Source organism: Streptosporangium longisporum, assembly GCF_039534895.1.
In the GTDB taxonomy this organism is placed as follows: domain Bacteria; phylum Actinomycetota; class Actinomycetes; order Streptosporangiales; family Streptosporangiaceae; genus Streptosporangium; species Streptosporangium longisporum.
In genome coordinates, this window is sequence record NZ_BAAAWD010000031.1 from 226,970 (window position 1) to 248,587 (window position 21,618).

At 65.8% G+C, this 21,618-nt stretch carries 6 protein-coding genes; 3 read left to right on the top strand and 3 right to left on the bottom strand.

The window, feature by feature from the left end:
* Positions 1-104 precede the first annotated feature (104 nt).
* The gene (locus tag ABD832_RS40825; protein WP_344907910.1) at positions 105-773 is read left to right on the top strand and encodes an adenine nucleotide alpha-hydrolase family protein; all 669 of its coding nucleotides are present in this window, start codon (positions 105-107) and stop codon (positions 771-773) included.
* Positions 774-1,394: 621 nt separating this feature from the next.
* On the opposite strand, the gene ABD832_RS40830 is transcribed toward ABD832_RS40825, so the two are convergent.
* Positions 1,395-1,679 (bottom strand): enolase-like domain-containing protein, encoded by a 285-nt coding sequence (locus ABD832_RS40830; RefSeq protein ID WP_344907913.1) that lies wholly within the window; start codon positions 1,677-1,679, stop codon positions 1,395-1,397.
* 5,599 nt (positions 1,680-7,278) lie between these two features.
* Here ABD832_RS40830 and ABD832_RS42490 point away from each other — a divergent pair.
* The gene (locus ABD832_RS42490; RefSeq protein ID WP_425582749.1) at positions 7,279-7,845 is read left to right on the top strand and encodes a fumarylacetoacetate hydrolase family protein; all 567 of its coding nucleotides are present in this window, start codon (positions 7,279-7,281) and stop codon (positions 7,843-7,845) included.
* Between the two features lie 4,192 nt (positions 7,846-12,037).
* On the opposite strand, the gene ABD832_RS42495 is transcribed toward ABD832_RS42490, so the two are convergent.
* A complete protein-coding gene (locus ABD832_RS42495) occupies positions 12,038-12,538 on the bottom strand; it encodes a non-reducing end alpha-L-arabinofuranosidase family hydrolase (protein WP_425582750.1) in 501 nt (166 codons plus the stop codon).
* A gap of 3,759 nt (positions 12,539-16,297) precedes the next feature.
* On the opposite strand from ABD832_RS42495, the gene ABD832_RS40835 reads away from it, so the two are divergent.
* Entirely contained in the window at positions 16,298-16,627 is a 330-nt protein-coding gene (locus ABD832_RS40835; protein ID WP_344907916.1) for a hypothetical protein, read from the top strand.
* A gap of 81 nt (positions 16,628-16,708) precedes the next feature.
* Here the strand turns inward: ABD832_RS40835 and ABD832_RS40840 are convergent, their stop codons facing one another.
* Positions 16,709-16,864 carry a hypothetical protein gene (locus ABD832_RS40840; RefSeq protein WP_344907919.1) on the bottom strand — a complete coding sequence of 52 codons (156 nt, stop codon included), beginning with the start codon at positions 16,862-16,864 and terminating at the stop codon, positions 16,709-16,711.
* Between the last annotated feature and the right edge of the window lie 4,754 nt (positions 16,865-21,618).

Sequence of the window (21,618 nt, forward strand, 5' to 3'; positions counted from 1 at the left end):
GGCCTCGCTCCGGTGTCGCGCACCTGCTGCCGGTCACCGCCGAGACGGCGAACCCCGGCTACCGCGCCAACGGCCGCGACCGCTGCTACTTCTGCAAGTCGGAGGTGCTCGACGTGATCGGCCGGGTGGCGGCGGAGCACGGCTTCGCGCACGTCGCCACCCGTTACCAACGCCGACGACGCCGTCGACCCGTTTCCGGCCGGGGATCAGGGCCGCCGAACGAGCGCGGGTGCTCCGCCCCGCTGCGCGACGCCGGTATGACCAAGGCCGAGTACGGCGGGCCGCCAGGGCGTGACCTGGTCACCTGTGACAAGCCCGCCGCGCCCTGCCTCGCCAGCCGGGTCGCCTACGGCGTGGAGTGCACTCCGGCCCGCTGCACACGGATCGAGACGGCCGTAGCGGGCGGTGCGCCCCTGCTGTCCGGCCGGCCGGCCGTCCACCGACCTGTCGGGTGCGCGACCTCGGCGACGGTACGGGTGGAGCTGGACGGCCGCCCTGCGGCCCCGGGCCGCCGCCCTGCCGGCCTGGTGCCGGCCGTACGCGAGGCGGGTTTTTCCCGGTGTCCCGAGGTGGAGTGGCGGTCTTCCCGCTCCGGGGCCCTGAACATCGAGCCGCTCCGCCTACCTGACGCCCTGCCGGCCGGGCACGCCCGTCCCCGGGATCGCCAGCGCACGGCCCTGGCGACCGCGAGGGCGTACGGGGCCGGTCACGGCCCGCGGACCGGAGGACTCACCTCGGTGTCCGGCGCCGCCGTCCACGACCTAGTGGGGTGAGGAGGCGCTGCTGGCGCGACGTGACCGGTGTCGGCGCACCGTTGTCGGTCACCGCCAGCAACCTCGTCCGGCGTGCTCCGGCGGACGCCGGGACCGTCGCCGTCAGGGTGCCCGGCCGGCGGGTGATCGATTGCGTCCCTCGTCGATCGTGAGCCCAGGCCGGCGAGTCCCCGAGGAGAACGCGCCGTCCTCGACGCTCAGGTCGGCGACACCCCCACCGGCGGCCGCAGGTCCTGCAGCTCGCTGACCATGTGGTTTGGGCACCGACGTCGCGGCGTGCACAGCAGCCGACCGCGAAACTGTGATGTTGCCGATGTGGGCTTGACCGGCAGGTCGTGGGCGTGCGCCAGGGCGGACACCCGCAGGAAGTGGGTCGACCCCCAGACCGCGGCCGTCTGGACGATGTCAGACGGCGCGCGCCGCTTGCCAGCGCGGACGGTACTGCTCCAGCCCGGTGAGGTTCTCCCCGGTGTGCGACCGAGGCGCCGGATCCCGCGGCCGACGACGGCCAGCCCTCGGCGTCCCAGCGCCGGACGGGGCTCCTCGATCCAGATGAGGTCCAGGGTGCGCTCGAGCTCGTGGACGTTGCCGGATCGCCTGCTTGACGCGACCAGGCCTCGTTCACAGTCGAGCATCAGGCCCGGCCGCGTCCCGTGCCCGGCCTCGGCCAGGACCTTCCTGGACCAGCGTCAGGCGGTGCCGGTCCCGCTCGATGTCGAGTGCCACCCTTGATCTTGGCCGCCCGCAGGCCGTGCGGGCGTAGACCTCGTACGCCGAGACGAGCTCGTCGTCGGTGAGGCCGATGTCCAGGCCCGAGGCGTAGGCGGGGACCCGCCTGTCGCGCCCGCCCAGCAGTGCGCCAGAGCGTAGTTCGCCGGCCGCCTTCGACCTTGTAGTGTCCCACACAGGGTCGGTGTCGAGCGCCGCACTGATGTGTCTACGAAATCTAGCCAGCGCCGCGTGACGCCGCCTTCGAAGTACGTTGGCTCTGCCGCAGCATAGCATGTCGTACAGGCTGACAGCGCCGTGATCGCCGCGCGGGTCCCCTTTGTCGCCTCGATGGCGCAGATATGTATGGCAGTCGAGCTCTTGCCACGTAGCGGCCGAAGGCCTCGCGCCAGCGTGATCATCCCCTCGTCGGTGTCCACCCTTTGGATGATCGATGATCTGTGAACGTGTCCCGTCGGTCGATAGGTACGCGTTGGCTGTCACGACCGGACGTATCGGTCCCATTCTGGCCGGTCGTCAACGTGCGATGATCCTTCGAGTATTCGCATGTGCATGCTCCTGTGCGGGAACCGGCACTGGTGACACCGTCGCGATTCCGTGGCGTTGGAGAAAGAGATAGACGATCAGGGACCACGGTACGAGCGGGATGCATCAGGATCGCAGCGAAGGTGGATGTGCTCGTCGAGAGCACCATGATCTGCCCGTCGCAGTGCGACGGTGACCTCCTGACCATGAGGTGCGGTTGTCGGCACGACGGCATCATCAGTCATTGGGAGATCGAGTGACGTCGTTCCAGCAGTACAGCGCGTCGTCGAGTATGCCTGACCGACAACTCAGTGGCCGCGAGTGCCATCACGGCAGCATGCTCCGCCGATAGATCCGTGCCGATAACGTCGTGCTTCCACCGTCTGATCACTCGCCGGTACGACGATCTCGCGGCAACGGTCTGTAGTAACTCGTCATCAGAAGATCGTGAACGTATGGACTGCGCGACTGTATGGCCAGATCAGCGGTAGGTCGTTACGTAGTGAGGCCTGGTGTCCGCCTCTCCCCTCTCGCCGTGCTTATCACCACCTTATGAACCCGGGCGAGCGCACCATGTTGATCACCTGTTGAATCGGATGAACAGCGCCGCGAGACAGCCCATGGAGTATGCGCCTTGGCAGCCGCGGAAGCGCAGCTCGGCTCAGCGCTCGAGCCTCGCCATACGTACCCTCTTAGCAGCAGCATGGGACGTGCCACCGAGATCTGCGTCTCCACGACACGGCATGCGAGTTGTGCGATGATTAGTCACTCGCCAGACGCCATCGCCGACGCTGGTCAGCGTGCATCCGGTGCACGATGTTTGTGTCCCCAACACTGCAGGGAGGTCGTCGGGATGAACAAACGGTCGAATGGACGTACTCGCGCCGGGTCTTCATGCGCTGTTGGTGGTGAACACAGTGTGGTAGATCACGTCCGCAGCGCGAGGAGCGCCATCGTACGTGCGACACCGCACGCTGCATTCGCGGCTGCCGGACATCAGTCTCCCATGATCCGACGCGGAGCACGCTGATCGGCATGAGTCCCACGACGAGACATGACGACGAGAGAATACAGTGACCTGTCGACTCGGGCCGATGGCGAGCGCGGGGCGGTTCATCTGCTCCCTGCGTATCCAGACGTAGTATCTTCGGCAGGTAGTGTGACCCCTCGGCCGCCGCTGGCATGACGTACAGCAGGCGCGACATGGACGTCAGCATCCCGATCATCGTGGTATCACGAAGACGAACTGGTATAGTGCGTGGTCAGGCCCGGGAATAATGACTCACGTGCCGATGATCTGGGCGGAGCGAAGCGCGTCCACACGGGCCACGCGTCCAGGAGCGCGGGTCCAGGGTGGCGAATCCGGCGAGGATACACCACCAGGGACATCCGAGGTCGCCCAGTACGTGCACGCCGACGACCGCGAACATGGGCGCGCCGTGGTCTCCCGAGCCGTCGACGTGGGCCGGCGCCGATCGTCCGCGAGGGCGTGTGTCAACGGGCCGTCATGAAGGACGAGTCAGGAGGTGAGATCGCACCGATAGATATCACTCTGGTGAGAGCACTGGCCGGGTATAGAAGTAGACGCGCGCGAGACGGTGCCGGGCACGCCGCAGGCACGACGACGTCGCGAGCATATGTCTCGTTATGGCCACCAGACTACGAGAGCTACAGTCAGTCAGCACCAGCAGCCCGACGTTGCGCTGCGCGCTCTGGCATACAGTCGCGTCTGTTGACACATTCTACAGGTAGTGTCGACGGTCTCGACCACTCGTCCCCGTTGCATGCTCGCCGTCCGCTCCGTGAAGGAGAAGTTGACTGCCCAGCAGCAGCGGCCTCACGCCGCAGCGCGACGATGATGTCTTACTCATGTACTTGTTTTTTTTTCCTTCATTTTTCCCCCTTTTATTCCCCTTTTTTTCTCTTTTTATTGTTCTTTTTTTTTTTTTCTTTAACCACCCCTCATTTTTTATTGTATATTTCATAATTTTCCCTTTTTTTTTTTCTTAAACAAACAAATTCTTTTCTCCCTGCCCTATTCTTTTTTTTTTTCCTTTCCGTATTTCTTTTTTTCCTTTTTTCTTTTTGTACAGCAGGGCCGGGGCACCAGGGGACGTTAGGGCGACCATTGTCGTGTCTGGAGAGCAGTGTGCGGGACGGCTCCTTGCGGGAGCGGGCCGGTGCCGGCGGGCCGGTGCCGGCGCGGCCCGCTCCCGCCGACCCGATGTCCTCTCTCCGCCGTGTCCCACGCACGGGCACGCTTTTTACGGGCCCGGAGTACACAGCGGTTGACGAATCCCGGATCGGCCCCACGCGATGCAGCTCGGCGACTCCGATGTGTGTGGCCAGTCCTGACCCCCTTCCACACACCTATCGTCGACGCGCTCGGCCGATCACGCTCAGGAGCTGCCTGGGTAGAGCTATCGACCACCCCATCAGAACACACCAGGGTCCTTGGAGGCCCTAAACCGCCCACCGTGCAGGGCGAGGCTTGCCACTCCGTGATTGGGACCACCACGATCGATGCCGACACAGGCCACGGGGCCCTGCGACACCAGTCGATCGTTGGAGGTCGACGTTTTTGATCCGCGCCGGCCTCGGGAGTAGAATGAGGTCAGGGCGTCGGTCGTGGCGAAGCGAGAGCACCATGTCGGCTCGGTGACAGCTTCGGGTCGTTCGCCCACTTCGCGGACCGCGTAGCCGATGCCGCCGTCGTAGGGGAGGTTCGGGTGTGGTCCCCGGTCTGGTGACGAACGGGTGAGGGCATGGACGACGTCACCTTGTGGCCCCCAGGGAACTCGCTGATCGAAGTCCTTCCAGGCCCGATGTCCGAAAAATCAGGCGATGAATGTAGGGGGCCTTGCCGGAGTTGAGATCGTGAAGGCGCGTTGAACATCGCGGTTCGGAGTTGGCCCAGACCGTTCGTTCAGCTTGGCGTCGCCCCGGCGTCCTTCTCACAGCTGAAGATCGTTTCTCTACGCCGGGGAGAGGAACCAGTCGCGCCTGCCGGCGATCCAGTGGTCCGTACTCCTGGCCGTTCAAGGAGGCCCGAGCCGAGGCCCGACAGAAGAATGGTGCGGCGCCACCTCTTGTGCCCCGAGCGCGAAGCCTGGCCCCGGGTCCTTGCTGCTTTGATGGTGGCACAGTCGCGAGGAACTGCGTCCCGGTTTTCGTGGCGGGGCCGTCGAGTCCCGCCTTCTCGTACAGCGTCTTGTTGTAGTAGATCGGGTGGCCCTGCAACGTCACCGGCGGCGGCGTAGGTTGCTGCCGTCCTTGCTGAACGCGTCCAGCCCGCCAGGCGCGCTTTGTCCTCGGCCAGGTTACGTGGTCGAGCGGCCAGGAGCGCGTTCACGCCGTGTCGCGGATCTGGGCCGCCTCCGTTGAACAGCATGCAGTCCCGGTCCGTGACGGCCTGGATGGCCGCGCCCTAGCAGGGTTGTAGTACTGGTCGAAACGGCTGTGGCCACGAACTCGACTCCGTTGGACGCCGGGGTGCTTCTTGGCAAAGTCGTCTTGGCCTTCTGGACGTACGCGGCCGCGGGCTCGCCGTCACACGGGACTTCCAGGTCCCAGACCACGAGGTGTTAGTGACTTAGCGGGAGTCGCTCGGCGCCGCCGCGGGCCTGTGTGCGCTCCCCGCAACGGCCAGTGGCCAGCCCGGCGACCAGGGCGAACCGACCACAGTGTTCGCTGATTCATCGATGTCACTTTCCAGAGGGACGGCCGGCTCGCCGCGATCCGCTGCGTTGAGGCGAAACGTAATTTCGTATATATGACGTTATAACGTCAATAGGTGTGCCAGATACGACGTCAGAACGGGCGCGGGGCGGGGCACCGGAGGAGAAGTTGACGACATCGCAAGGAGTCGCCCGTCCTTTTTTGTTTATGCGTTCGCCATCACCTTCCATTTTTTATAGCGACTCCTTTTTTTTTTTTCCTTTTCTGTTTGGAGTTGAGGACGGGCCGGCTAAACCTCGCCAGGGGCGGTGACGGCCGGAGCTGTGGAGCGCATGTTGCTGGGGGGTGCACCCCCCGGGCACGCCGCTTGCCCGACCGAGCCCCGCGCTCTGCGGATCTCTCTTCCGGTTGAAGCCGGACCGTTCGTCCGCGAAAGCGGTGAAGAGCCCTTCAGGAGAAGGGGCTGTTGCAGATCTCGCTCAGGGCCTTCAGCACGGCACCATGGTCACCCCCTTTCCGACGATGTGGGACATGCTCGACGTAGCTTCGGTCCTCGCACGGCGACCATCGCGAGGGGACGACAGCCTGGGGATTTCCTCGACGACCTCGTGGTCACCCGGCGCGTGCTTTGGAGTCCCGACTTTATGGCGAACCTCGCCCCCCGTCTCGATGGACCAGGACACGATAGACCGGCTGCGCGCGCTGGTGGAACCGGATGTGGACACGAGCCATCGGGGACGACACATGTCACGTACGCCCAAGCACTGACCTCGCCTTCCACGACACGATCATGCAGGCTCGTCCGGGAAACCGCATCGCCCGTGGCGTGGTGCGGGCCTGGAGAGCCAGGTCCGTCCAAACACCGCCCGCTACATGGGCGGCCCCAGCGGGCCCTTGTGCGTGGCGTCCAACCTCGGCCATCGCCGCATCTACCGAGCGGCATCGCCGCCCCACGACCCGGCGGTTGCCGCCGAGGCGATGTTCAGGCACATCACGACGCCTGGATCACGTCCGCCGCGCGGGCCGGACGAGCCCGTGCGCCTGGAGCGCTGAACGCGCACCCGCTCGAACGGCTCGAACGCTCTGAACAGACGCGGCGCACGGCGGCCTCCCCTCCGATCCGAGAACCCACCGGCACCCGTCAGGCGGGCATGCCTTGCGAACCACAGTTAAAAGAAGGCCTTTCGTGAAACTGCTCCGGGTAGGCAGAAAGCTCCGATGGTCAGGAGCGGCCCTGCGTCATGGGACCCGACGCAGGGCGCTGGACCTGTTGAACCGAATGCAACGGCGGACATCGACCGCGCCGTTCTCGACGCCTGCGAGGCGTCTCAGCGAGGGTGCGTCGCCCTCGCCACGAGGAGCACGACCGAGGCACCGGAGCGCATACCGAGCCTGAATCGAGGCCCGCCCCCGCCGGCCACCAGGAGGTCAAGGGTAGTCGCCATCGCCCATGAACTACTCCGACCACGCGGAGGAGACCGGTGCCGCCCTCCCGGCCGAGCCTGTCTTCATGAAGGCGTCCAACACGGTACGTCGGCCCCGAGGACGATGGTCCTGGTGACCGCGCGGCAGCGTGAAGACCGACTACGAGGTCGAGCAGGCGGTCGTCCCTCGGCGGCACGGCCCGCTACCTGTCCTCCCGCAGGAGGCGGCGGGCGTGATCCGCCGGATACGCGAATCGCCAACGACGTCCACCGACGGAGTTCCAGAACGACGCGGCGGCCAGTGGGACAAGGGCAAGTCGTGTAGACGTTCAACCCGCTGGGCCGTGGTGGTCACCCCCGGACGAGGTGGGCGGATCCGCAGGCGCTCGGCCTGCGCCCTGTGGGTCAACGGGCCGGTCCGCCAGACGCAGCACCAAGAAACAGATCTCGTGTCATCATGTAGATCTGGTACCTCAGCCAGTTCAATGGTCCTGGAGCCGGGCGACGTGGTGAACACCGGCACCCCCGCGGGGGTGGCCCTCGGCATGGCCCCCGGAGGCGTACCTGCGCGCGGTGACGTGGTCGACGTCCGAGAATCGACGGCCTGGGCCGCCAAGCCAGCGGATGGGAACCAGAGCCTGAGAACGCACGGGACGCTCCCCGGGTGGCACACCCGGGGAGCGTCCCGTCCGGCCACGACGGCGCGCCCGCCCTGACGGGCGGGGCAGGTGGACACCGCCCGCCGCCGGAGGGTCCCTCGCCGGGACGGGCAGCCGTCCCCGCAGGGGATCCCCGCAAGTGTCCTTCTCATAGTGCCGCGTGAGGCGTCAGCCCTGCGTCCCAGCGCTGTTGTTGCCGCCGTTGCAGGACCAGATGCGCGAGGCGGGTGCCGTTGGCTGGTGGCGTGCTTGTTGACGTCGAGTGCACTTGTTGGCGCCGAGGCGTGATGGTGCTCGTTCGGTGTTGAGGCCGCCATTTCTGGTTGGTTCTGGCCGTTTGCCGTCTCAGAGCTGTGATACGGTGGCTCTTGCGCCGTCGGTTGTGGGGTCGCTCTGGTTGCTGTGCGTCGACGCCTTGTTGCCGTAGACCGCGAATGTTCGTTCGCTGATGCGGTGTGTGGTCTCCTGCTGGTTGTTCTGCCGTTGTTGCAGTCCACAGCTGGACGGCCCTGCGCCGTGTGGTGCTGTGAGACGCCGCTGACGTCCGCGCACCGGTCGAGCGCCACGCCACGGATCGACCCGATCCCGGCCTCCGGGGTCGTTGGGTCACGGTCGGACTTGTCGGGCGTCGGCTTTTGTGGGCTCCAGAGGGTGGTCACGAAATCTGCAGGGAGAACGTACGCTCCACACCATCGCACCTTGGTCCAGCGTCGTGATGCCGCTCTCGCGTAGTCCCGTCCACGGGAAACGGGCATGTGGTCGCCGTTGTCCGAAGGGCGGCCACACGACCGGGTACCCGGCCCCGGCACACCGAGTTAGGTGGTAGCTTCCGGTGATCTCGTGCGCCTGCTGCCCGATATTGACCGTTTCACGTGCTCGGCCTTGTGTGTCTCTGTGAGCGGTGGGCCGCCGTTGCTTCCTGACGAACATGTCGCGCAGTCGACGCGTCCACTGTGTACGATGTTGAGGACGTTGTCTGCCGATTGCCGTGCAGTCCATGTACGCGATCGGCTGTGCGCTGCCGCCGCTGCACCCGCTGAGCTGCGCGCACGTGCGTAGACCGCGACCGCGACGGCGAAGACCGTCGCCCTGCCTCGCAGGCGAGCGAGTAGCTCATCCGCGCCGTAGCTGAAGCCATGGCGAAGCGCTGGTCTGCGTGTGTCGCACGACACAGCGGACGGGTGCTGTCGAGCAGCCTGTTCGAGGTCGTCGACGAGGTGTCACGCTCCTCATTGTGCGGCCGGAGTTGCGCCCAGCCGCCGCTCGAGAGGCCTGCGGCGCGATGAAGATGCCGTTGTTGTTCGTACATCTGCGCTGCAGCCGTAGAAGGACCAGGGGTACCCGCTGGTGCCGGAAAGCCACGAGTCGATACTCGGTGGCCGGTGCCGCCCCGCCTAGCTGTGGCAACCGCGCACGTACACCCCGGTAGGGCTGTGTGTTGTGTTTGAGTAGTTGTCGGGAGCCGCAGAGCGATGAAGGAGGCGGTGTCTTCGCCGCGACGCTGCGACTCGGCGTGGACGTGACGCTGATCCGTCAGTGGCGGGTTCATGCCCGCACCCTGCAGTCGGCGCAGATGATGCATACCCGACCCGTGCGCGGACGACGCCGACGCACGGCGTGACGACGCGGAGCGACGCTGATTCGACGTTCGAGTCTGCGCGTCGCGCAGTCCGCTGTTGCCTCAGCGCCGCGTGGACCGTGGACACGACGAGGAGCTCGCCGCGACCCCGCTGATCGCTTCGCAAAGGGATCTGCGCGCTTCGACATCACGCGACCCTCTCCGTCGGGTCCGGGGCGTGCGCCACGTCTGGATGGGGACATCACTTGGTCTCCTTCATCGGGGGGTGAGCGAGTGCCTCAGTACGTGTAGCGCTCGCCGCGTCCGCCCGAGAGGTCCGTCCAGCCGCCGGTTCGCCCAGACGGCACTCCCGATGACTTCAGCTACACATTACGTGCGTACGCCGTAGTGTGCGTCAAGGACCGTAAGCCCACTTAATTCTGACTCCTCACAGGGGAGCCTTTGTCAAAGTGGACGTCTTCAGACGTAACCGCAGCTGGACGAACTTCTCTCTTGGGATCTCTCTGTCGAGCTCGCGATCGATAGTTCTCTTCAGATGTGATAGCATCAATGTTGGTGCGGATGGAGGGTGACGGCGACATGGGTCCGGCCACCCCGCGCGGGTTCGCCCGGGGAGGCCGGCCCACTTCGCCCCAGGTGAGTTGGGTCAGCCTCTGGTGCGCGACTGGTATGTTGCGCCGTTGCAGCGACAGATGCGAGGCGGGTGCCGTTGGCGGTGGCGCTGTTGGGACGTCGAGGCATGCTTGTTGGCGCCGAGGGCGTGTGATGGTTGCCGTCGTGTGAATGCAGCGCCACTTCTGGTGTTGCTGGCCGTTCTTTTTTGCTAGCTCCCAGATCTGGACGGTGGCGCCGTCGGTGGTGCATTCTGGTTGCTGACGTCGAGACGCACTTGTTGCCGTAGACGCGAAGTTCGTTCGCTGCAGTGGTCCTACCTTTCTGCTGGTGTTCTGGCCAGTTGCAGTCCACAGCCTGACGGCCGCGTCCGTTGGACTGTGAGACTGTACGCGCTGACGTGCCGCGCACCGGTTCGAGCCCCACACCACGGATCGGGCCCATTGATCCGGCGTCTGAGGTCGGAGTCGGCGTCGGCGTCCGGGTCACGGTCGGCGTCGAGTCCGGGTAGACGGGCGACGCCGCGTCTGAGCCGAGGAAGGTCCAGTGCGTGCGGGAACATGCCGTCCAGCGGAAGGGAGTGTCGGAATTTCCGTGACCGGTTTGCCCGCGAAGCTGAACGCCTCGACGGGAGGCTGGGTCGTGGTGCGCTGGCCGTAGCGTGGGTCTCCGGGTCCACATGTTGCTGGTGAAGACCCGATCGCGGGGTGTCGGTGAGCACCGGTGTACTCTGGCCCACCCCGTTCTGTTGGTCCACTTTCGCTTAGCATCTGCATCGCACGAAGTTGGGGTAGGCGAGGTCGTGGTGTCGTCGCGTGCCGTGCCACAGCTGCTTACTTCGCGCTGGTAGGTCGGGCCGGTGTACCGGGATACATCGCCACGTGCCTGGCCGCCCACGGCTAGTAGGGTCGCGGCACATTGATTCAGGTTCCGCACGGAGCACTGTGTTTCTGTGGTTCCATCAGCGACCCGTTCCGTTGTGGTGTGCGAGAGCACAGCCGAGCGGACAAGCTGCACGGAGAACTGCCGCGGCGGCGCCTGAACGACGTCCGGTACTGGGCGGCGCTGCACGTGGGTCATCAGCGTGCCCCGGAGGAGACAGGAGGACAGCCTCGCTGACCACGAGTGCGGCGCGGGGTACGACGTTGTAGCCGTGCATGCCGTAGGGGCCCATTACGCGGCCTCTCCACGTGTGACATGATCCGGTGGAGTCGTGCCGCACGCCGTTGGTCCTGAGGGCGGCATTGGGAGGAGGGAGGAGACGTCGAACGCACGTCCTCACGGGTGGCCTCGGGGAGACACGATGACGTCCCGTAGCCCGTACCGGTCCGCCGTCGCGTTCACGGTAGTCACGTCCGCACAGCTGTTGAAGACCACCTTGCGAGTCCGTGCCACCGTGCGCGGTCGTGGACCATCACCAGCATCGCCGGCCGTGCGCGCGACCCTGTCGGCAGCGTAGTACGTACCATGTTCAGGTTCGTACGGGTTGTCCGAAGCCGCGTCACCTGGGATGGGTCAGCGACGCTTCGGGGCCGCGGCCGGCCGGATCGACCACGAGCAGGCCCGCGATCAGCCAGAGTAAGCGGCGCCGGCGGCCGCCAGGACGGCCTGAGCCTCGTTTCACGTCGTGTCCTTTTCGGTTCGTCCGGGGCGTCTGCGCCTTGTGTGCTACCGAGACGCCCCGGCGTCGACAGGCGGATCCGCCCGGGGAGCGCGGCCGTCGTCGCTCAAGTGCAGGTGCCTCCGTGCGCTGTCGCACGCAAAACCGGAGCCCTTCGGCGGTGACGGCGTGAGGGATGTCAGGTCAGCGCCGGGCACGGGACGACGTCACGTCACATCGTCAGCGCTCGGAGTGTCAGCAGGCCCGGACGGTAGGGCAGGCAGCCGTTTTTAGTCGGGGGGTTGATGTTGGGTGATTGGAGCGCCCTGGTATGAGCAAGCTGCAGTGTTGCAGGGGTCGACGGTCATGGTCTGGTCGGCGTTAGGGTGCGCAGCAGCTCCCGTGGCTGATGTCGTATGGCTCAGTGGCGCCGCTGTGGCTCTTAGCCCTGCGATACGTTATTGGACTTCGGTGCGGCTGGGGGCGTCGCAGGTGCTCGTTGAGGCTGCACGGTGAAGAGCGGAAGTAGCGCGCCTAGAGACCGACGCCTCGACGATCATGGCTAGCGGTTCTGTGGTTCTGCAGCTGTAGACGCTGGACGGCTCGAAGAGGTGTTGTCTGGGGCGCTCATGATGACGGTCGAGGTGAGCCGAAGTTGCGGAAGTTCCGATCGGCATGCTGGCGCGGCTAGAGTCATGCTTGCCGTTGTCGTGCGGCGAAGAGAACAGTGTACCTGTCGTGTCGTCACCGTTATGAGGCCTGGTCGATGGGGCCGGTGTGTTGGATGAGCCGGTGATGTTCTGAGAAGCAGGGTCTGCGGGGCGTCCGACCAGTGCCGTTGGGGTTGGTCGGGTGGTGGAGGTGCGGTATGTGACGAACGCCGTCTTTGGCGCCCACTGGTATGGCAGCACCAGACGGTGTCTTGGGTGGGGCGCGAGTAGAACAGCGAGGGCGCGCACCGTGTCTCGGACGTGACAGAGTCAGCTTCCTGGCTGGCCGAGTGTCCATCTCCGACGCAGCTGGTGAACAGGCCGAAGTTCATCGACGCCCCTCAGGAGAGCCGTTGTCGTGTGGGTGTGGCGTAGATACGAGCTGCTGCGCTTGCCCTCGTTCGCGACGGTGGAAGTCCTGATGACCGAGATTCCCAGCCGACCTCGGTTGGCCAGCACGCCCGTCTGAGCTCCTCAGCCGGTACGTCGTGAGGGAAGGTTGCACATACTCGCGGTCGGGCGTCACGGTCGTACGTGGGCCGGGGTGGGGCGTCACCGAGGTGCCGTCTCCAGTTGTCTCACTTCTGGTGCTGTGCCGCCGCCGTGCAGAGTGGAGAGAGTGTGAGCAGGGTGCCGTTGGCGCTCCCGCGCCCACGGCGTCCAGGCACTGATGGCCCGGACTGCACGCCGACGATGGCTGCCTAGTCTGGAGTTTTGTTGCGCGCCTTACTTCTGTGTGTCACCAGTTGCCGCGTGACAGTGCCGCTAGATCTGCGCTTGGCGTTGCTGGCGGTACCTAGCCGGCGTCTTAGGCACTTGCTTGCCAGTAGACCTTGCACTCCCCGGCCGCGGTGTAGGTCCACTGCTGGCTTGGGGTTCGGTGTGGCACGTCCCACATGGTTCCGCTTGGGTGCCGTCGTGTGCGTGCTTGAACCGGGCACGTCCTCACGCACCGGGTTGGAGGTCCACGCCCTGATCTGCCCGTGCCATCTGCACCCGTGTGACGGTCGGCGTCGGCGATCGGCCTGTGGGGTCGGCTCCACTATGTTGAGGGCAGTTCAGGACCGAGGTGCGTGTAGGCCGGCACTCTTGTTGCCGTTGCACGCTCGAACAGCAGCGGCGCGCGTTGGCGACCAGCCGGAGTCCGTCTGTCGCGCACATGCCCCAGACGTGATGCCGGTGATGCAGCGTGGAGCGAGGACACGGAGCGAGGCAGTCGTTGACCACTGGTGTATGGTGGTCGCGAGCCGCCACAGGATGTCCAGACTTCGTCGTGATCTGCACGTCTGACGGCCCAGGCGCGCGCGCAGCTGGAGATGGTGGTTGTGCGGTAGTTGCTGTTGTAGGGCTGTTGCTGTTGAAGTGCGACTGCAGGCCCACGCACGCTACGCGATCTGGCACGCCGCGAGGCCTTGAAGTTCGCGGAATACTATGTTTGTAGACGCCCTGCGTCTCTGCACAGCTCCAGTTGTCGTGTTGTCAGTCGTCTCTGGAGCAGAGCTTGGCTGGCCGGGTCGGCGGCTCCATGCGCGGTGCGGAAGCGACCTACGATCCACTGTCGTTTTGTGCCGTGTGCGCTGGAGGGTTGGAGTTGCGCCGTGGTCGCCGGAGTTGCGTCGTCGAAGGCCTCGTGACGCCCGTCTCCACCAGGCGTGAGATCTAGCCCTGTCTACAGGTGGTTCACCACGCGATTGTTGTGGTTGATCATCGCCTATGGCGCAGGGGGCGCCTTCCATCGAGCGCATCCAGTCTTGGGCTGCTGGTTCTGTGCCAGCCGCCAGTGGTATTGTGGTTCCGCCGGACCCGCTTGCCGTTCTGCACAGGCCCAGTTGTACGACGCGGCGCCACCGCTGAAGTTGAACTGGTCTGTTGGGCTCGGTGGACGTCCGATCTTCATCTCGTTCTCGGCCGACTGCATCATGTTGAACTCACGGTTGGCGATGGTCGTGTACGCCGGAGTCGCCGTGAGCCCGGCCACGCGCGCGATCGCACCGTGCCGAGCAGCGCCGCTCTGGCCGCGGCGGCGCCGAGCGTGCTCGCTCGCGGCACTGACCAGAGGCCTTTGGTACCGGCGGTGCCCACGCGGAGTCGGCGCCAGGCGCCACCGGGCCGTCACGCCGTGAGCGTGCGAGCATCGATAGGGTGCCGGGGTGAGAGTGTGCCCGTGGTGATCAGAGCCCGGCGAAGACCGACGAAGGGCCTGCGGGTCCGGGGTGGTGGGTTATGGCGTTGGTGCCCTGCCAAATGAGCTCTCCATAACTGCATCACTAGAACTTACTGTCGGTAAATCGGTTTGTGGTCACGGTTGGGTACGCCCGCGGTAGGATCGACGTCCGCGTTCCGTCATCAGGGGAACAGCACACCACCGGCGCGTGACCAGACAGGCCCTGTCCGCTCACCACCGACGTAGGACATGGGGCTAGTCTCGGGGACTCAGTGTGGAAAGAGTACAAAATGTGTCAGCTAATCATGCAAACCGCTCTACGTACCGCTATATGGCACACATGTCGCGCTGCACCTGTCGACCGACGCCTCCCGGTCGCTGAAAACTGGGGCTCCGGGCCACCGCGTAGGCGTATGTGGATCTGTGAAATTTTTCATCACATCGTGTCGTCCGCGCCGAGTGCGACGCCCGTGAATCGGCATGCTGATGACGAGCGCACTCACCGTTTCCCTCGTCAGGGTATGTTTCTTGTACTCTTGACAGCCGCTTCTAGCGCTGGTGTTTCTGCATGCGCGTCCACCCCTGGTCACCACCGCAGCGTCCGCAGATGAAGAGCCACCGAACGGCTGACGAACTGTTAACGCTCACATCGTGCACGTGCTCCTCCACGCACGCATGCCCGCGACCACGCGTGACCTCCTGCGGACCACACACGTCACGCGTACCTTTCCACCACGGACTGCCGATTTCTTGACTTAGGAGGTTTGTTCTCGCGCGAATGACGGAGACCTCGGACTCGCCACGGCGAGATATTTCCGAGCTACTACGTCCGCGCCGCTCAGCGCGCCTGCACGAGGCCCGTCCCCAGCTGGCCCCGGTCCCGCGTCCGCGCGTGGCGAGGACCGTCCGGCCGCCCGATCCTGCTCGTCTGTCGTGTTCACCGCCGGTGAGAGACGGACCCCGAGCCGACCTTTTGCCATATGGCGACGGTCGTTCCTCGCGTCGGGCGTGAGCGCGGGCGGCTGATTTTTTGTTGCTGTGTGTCTGTGGGGTGTGGGTTGGGCCGATGAACCCCGCAGACCGGCCGGGAGCGTCGACTGATCGGCCGGCCCGCCGGGCACAGTGAGAAAGAGCGTGGAGCGGGGCCTGCGGCCGTCAGCGGCGCTGCGCCGCCCCGACCGTCCCTGGAACGGCGGGGCGCCGATAGGACGTACCCGCTGTCGTCTGGTGTTCACGTATCGCCGCGGCATCGCCGGTCTGCTGCTGTCGACTTCGTCTTCCACGTGCGCAAGGCGCACGTGCCACCCTGTCCGCAGCGCCGCCGCTGGTCGGCCGCTACGTCGGCGTCGCGCTCCTGTCGGCGTCGGCGTGTGGAGTCTTCGGCGACGCCGATGGGCGTCGAGTACTCTCGCCGGTGTACGTGACGAGGAGAAGGCTGCTGTCGGTCGACATCACTGATTCGTGTTGCTCATCATCATCATGTCCAGCTTCAAGGTGCCGCGCGCCGACCAGCAGACGGTCCTGACTCTCGGTCTATCGTCTTCTCCCTGATCGCCACTCCCGGGCCTCGGTTTTCATCTTCCTGTGGCAGCATGACACGCGCTCGTATCACACTCGTTCGCCTCGGTGTTCTACCTGTATCGGCCGTCATCCTGCTCATATCATCGCCGTGCAACCTGCTCATATTTTTAGCCGCGAGGCGCGAGGATCAGCCACCTCTCGGCCCGACAACATCGTGATCCGCCACTCCGTGACCAGGACGGTGTTCACACCTCCTGACACCTACGCAAAAAACCCACGGCGACAGGCTGTTCCGTCCAGACGGCAGGCGACGCTCATGACGCTTGCTGCTCGTCTCATGGTCGTTTCTCGGCATCGGCGCACGTGACAGATCTCTGTTCGCGCTGCGACTCCAGTCCGCCGCGATCTTCGGGCTGACCGAGAACGTGTACGTGGTGTTCACGGCCATCGGCGTTCTCGCTGCTCGCCTGACGCCACGCTCTGTACTTCCTCATCGACGGGCGGTCTCGACCGCCTCTATCTACCTCAGCTACGGTCTCCGCCGTCGATCCTGGGCTTTCCTTCATCGCCGTGAAGCTCATGCTGCACGCGCTGCACTCGAGAACAACGTCCCGTTCATCACATACGACGGCCGCCGGTCCGGTGCGCTGTGAGATCGGCACGGCGGCCTGTCCCGCGGGGTGCCCGTGATCCTCTCGGCAGTCCTCGTGTCGTCACCGCGGCTCGTCTCGCGTTCACGCTCCCAAGGGCATGGCGCAGAAAGCCGTCTCGGCTTCCTCGGCGGCGCGGCGCTCACGCCACGGAGTGATCCACTGGAGGTCGAGAACTGGACCGCTGCCTCGCCCGCGAGGAGTATCTTCGCCGCCCTGGTCGCGCAGATCGTAGGTCACCAGGGGCTTCTTCCCGAGAAGTACGCGGGCGAGATCCGCGAGGTAGGACAGGCTTGATGGCCATAGCTCCTCACAGGGCACGGAGGCGCACGACGCCGCCCCGCACGGCCCCGCTGACGGGCCGGTCACGTACGCGACGCGATGGCCCGACGCGCCTGACGAGGCCCACACAACAAGACCCGAGCACGAGGCCCAGTGCAAGCGAGGTCCCGGCGCGATAACGAGGCCGCGCGCGACGAGGCTGGCCCTCAACCCCCCGGGGCGTCCTCGCCGCGGGCCGCGGTCCCCGTCCCCGTGAACCCGTCCTCCGCCCCCCAGCGACGTGGCGGGCGTACGAGGGGCCGGGATGCCGAACGCGATGCGTTCCGTCCATCGCTTGTACACGGTCATCCCGCCCGTTGCGGAAAGACGAAGCCGAGGGCACGACCATGCCCCTTGCCAGTCGTCCGCGAACGTACTCGAGAAGCTCCACAGGAACGCATGCGCTGTCCCGCCAAGCGCGGTCCGTCCTCGGGGAACGCGTCCTGCCGCACCGCAGCGGAATGCCCTCCCGGCCCAGTCCAGCGGCCGGGCCCGGATCGACGGCGTTCCAGGTGATCGAAGAGATCGTCGAACTTGTTGTGAACGATCTCCACCTGCTCGCCGTCGAAGTCCAGCAGGACCGGCCCGTCGGTGACCAGGTGTCGTCCTCCAGGTCCCCAGACCACCAGCACGCGCGTCAGCCGCCGCCTTCCAGGGCGGCCAGCCTCCGCCCCTGGGCCTGCAGGATCATCGATAGGAGCCGGTGAGCCACTCCGGCCGGTAACCCGGAGACCCGAAGTCGAACATCTGACGATTGTTCCCGGGTCCGCCACGGCCGGGACGCGACGCGCCCCGGTTCAGCGTCATGCAGGTCCACCGCCGGCCGCCTGGTCAGTTCCTTCTCCAGGGCGGCCAGTGTAGCGCTCGTGACCCGTGCGGAGCTTGTCGACGCCGAAGAATCAGGAGACCACGCGGCCGCCCAGCCTCCCGCCATGGTCACCCGGTGTGCGTCCGCGGGCAGTGCCTCCAGCAGCTGCTGGTCGACGGCCTTGTAGCCGAAGACCACGCCGCTCAGTTGAGCTCGCGTCCGGGGGCGACGACGGTGCGAACCTGGAGGTGATCCTCACCCCGCCGAGCCTCCGCGGAAGGTGGCCGCGCGCGCGCGTCTCGCCGAGCTGCAGCACCTCGTACCCCGGTGCCCACCGGGGCCAGTTCCGCAGTCGGAGATCACCTCCCAGACCTGGGCGGGCGTCGCGTCGACGACGACGCTGGACGCCGAGGTCACGGGCGCCTCGGTGTCGATCCGGCCCCGGGCCGCGTACTCGGCGTGCAGGACCGCCGACGAGGGCCGCGGTAGAACAGCTTGCTCATGATCACTCCTATAGGTTCGAGAGCAATGCTCTCGAACCTGAACAGTGATGTCAAGAGCACTGCTCTCGTTTCAGTTTTATGCTCTCCTCCGCGTCGATCGGCCTCTGTGCCGAGCCGTCCCCGGGCGCCCGGGTCAGGCGGCCGACCAGCCCCCGTCCACCGGACGATCGCGCCGTGACGAACGAGCTGCGTCGGAGGCGAGGAAGAGGGCGGCGTCGGCCATCGCTCGGCTCGGCCATTCCGCTCGCCGAGGGCGAGCACCGGGCCGAGCCGGGCGATGCCGGCCGGTCGAACGTCGCGTTCGTGGCGATGCCGGTCATGGTGGGGCCGGGCAGGATGGCGTTGCAGCGGATGCCCTCCCTGGCGTACGCCAGGCGACGCTGCGGGTCAGGCCGACGACGCGTGCTTGGACGCGGTGTAGGCCGCCCGGCCGCTCCGCCGCGCACGCCCGCCTCGGAGGCGCGTGTTGACGATCGCGCCGCGTCCCGGCTCAGCATGTGCGGCAGGACGGCGTGCGTGACCAGGAAAGGTGCCCGTCAGGTTTAACCCGCAGGACCGCTCCCAACCGCGACCGGGTGTCCGCTGGCAGACCCCAGCTGTCGAGGAACGCCGGCGTTGTGTGCACAGCACGTCAGAGACGGCCGTACGCCGATCGCGGTCTCGAACTAAGCGCGTGAACGACGCCCTCGTCAGGAGACGTCGGCGGTCACCGCGACGGCCCGCGTCCCCGATGCCGGCGGCCGTGCGTCCCGGACCTCTCGCGTCGATGTCCGCAGACCACGACGAACGCGGCGCCCGCCCCGGCGAAGGCGACGGCCATCGCCCTGCCGATCCGGAGCCCCGCGCCCGTTACGAGGGCGAACGCAGGTCGTCGAGCTGAAGATGGGTCACGGGTCCACTCTTCCGATCGGTGAGTGGGCGGTGGTGGGGGCGCCGGACGGAGGGGTAGGGGACGTGCGCGGGGGTGCCGAGTGTTTGCCGGACGGGGACGGTGCCGTGACCCCGCCCGTGGCCCGCGCCCCGCGTAACCGGACAATGTTATCCGGTTGCTACCGGAATGCGGGCCGGTGCTCCGGTCTTCAGGCGGGATGTAAGGCCCGCGCGGGAGGGCCGCCAGGCCCCGAGACGTAGCCTGACCTTCGGCCGGTTTGTTACTCGATGTCTACTGGCTCAGGACGCTGAGTGGTACGCCCGCCCGACCTCTCGTGCGAAGCAGTGAGCTCCGGCCCACAGCTTGTTCCACCGTACAGATGGCGTGCCGGTCGGGAACTCTTGGGGTGCACTCCTGCGAGAGTGGACAACGCCTTTTGATTGAGTGACCCCTTGGTCCATGGTTATCTTGGCGGGAACGTTCACCAGCAGGATGGACTTGGTCGTCCTCCGCCTTTGAAACTCGATAAGCTCGGTCCTCGAAGTCAGCGCACACCTCCCGCATGATCTCCTCCATTGCGTTTCCAGGTGAACACCCGGTTCCGAACCTTGTCACGAAAACCCGTGGGCATGGCATGACACAAAACACAGTGCCTAACAGGCCTCCGTCTATCCGTGATCCGGTCATTATACCCTAGGGTAGATATCGTGGTGGTGCACTCAGGTACAACATTCCGTCTCCACCCGACCCCCGGTCAGTGCCTGAGCGCCGGCGCGGCGTTCGGGTTGCGCGCGGAACGGTGTAACAACGCGGCTGCGGCCTACGGCAGAGGCCACGAACGAGGGCCTGCGTAACATTCCCGACGGGACATGTCCAAGCGATCATCACTCAGCCTAAGCCAGCCCACTTGCGCGGGCTTGGCTGGCCGAGGTGTCGTCCGGTGATCCTCGCCAGTGCGCGTCGCGGACCTGAACGACTCGCCTAACGGCAATTTCTTCGCGCTCGCTTTCGGGAAGCGGAAAGGGCCGCAAGGTCGCCGCACCTCGGTTCCGGTCTCGAAAGGATTCACCGGCAGCGTCCGCTTTCTACCAAGACGGCCCGTTTTCGCACGTCACGCGGGCGGGATAGCTGCGTCTGCGAAGATCGGGTGACGGCGCCCGTGCGCTGGTCGCGATCACTTCCGTCTGAATTCTTAACGATCCGTCGTCTGTGACGGTGGATCAAGGACTTCCGCGGGCCGGTAACTATCGCGTCGTTTCGTCGTCGAGAGAGCGAGCAGAACCTTGCCACAGACAGACTCCCAAGATCGGCTTCGACCTGGGGCTCACACCATGTTCGCCGAATCACGTCGGATCGTCCAGAAGATCGCCAATCCCGCCTTCTACGCGTGGCGGCAAAGTAAGCTCCGCGGCGGCAGAAGGCGTTGGTCGCACGCAGAAAGGTTCCCGCGAACCGCCAGAAGGGCCAACTCAGTCGCAAGGCGCACGCAAAGGTGCCGACACCGCCGAGATCTGGCAGACAACTCTCCACCATGTTATGAATACCGCGACAACCAAGCGGTGTACGTGGATACGTGGGCTGTGTCAGGTCTGGGCGCGCGACAAGCTGTGGCCAATAGTCGTGCACGATGCGGGCTGGTCACAGTTCGTTCGGCACTGCTGTAGTACAGGCGAAGCGGTACGGGCGGACCTTCGCCATGGGTCTAGCGCTGGTTTCCCTCGTCGTAGAGCTCTGCTCAGTCGTGCGCACCGATCGACCGGGATCCTGCCGTTGAACCGGTCCGGTCGTTGACCTGCGCTCGTGTCGGGCCCTGTCCGAAGTGTACCCGGGACGTCAACGCAGCGATCAACATCCCGCCAGTGGACGCAGGCGGAGAGATCAAACGACTGCGAGTACGTGCAGTGTAAGACCGTAACGTGTTCCGGCGCCGCGCGAAGAAGCAGTAACCCCACCCGACCGCCCGCCACGCGCAGGCGGAATCTCCTCCTTTAGGCGGAGAGGATGTCATCATAGCCCTATTCTTCCGTGCGTTACGACCCAACGTGGGACTGAGCGCCGTGCGGCGGAGAGCGGCGGCGCACTGATGGCGTGCGGCCGCGCGTGGTCTTTTCGCCGAACGCCGGGTACACGACCGCTCACGCGTTCGCCCGCGTGTCTGCCGGGGTCGGGCAGGGAAGCCTCTACCGGTCACTTTCCCGACCGCGTCAGCCGTGTCGCTGGCCCGTTTCGAGGACGCGTCCCGACCTGGGGGCGCTTGGCCGCCGGGCCCCGGCACCCACCCTGACCGACGTGCTGGATACCGCTCACTCGAGCTAGTACCATCGCCCTCGACCGCGTTCATCACGATGGTCAGGCGGTGCCGCCGAGCCCGGAGCCTGCGCCCGGATCCTCGAGGTAGGTGACCTGACGCAGTGGCAGTGGGCTGGAGAGCAGATCCTCGCCCGAGGCCTCGGCGTGCCGGTCACACATCCGCGCTTACATGACGGCCGAC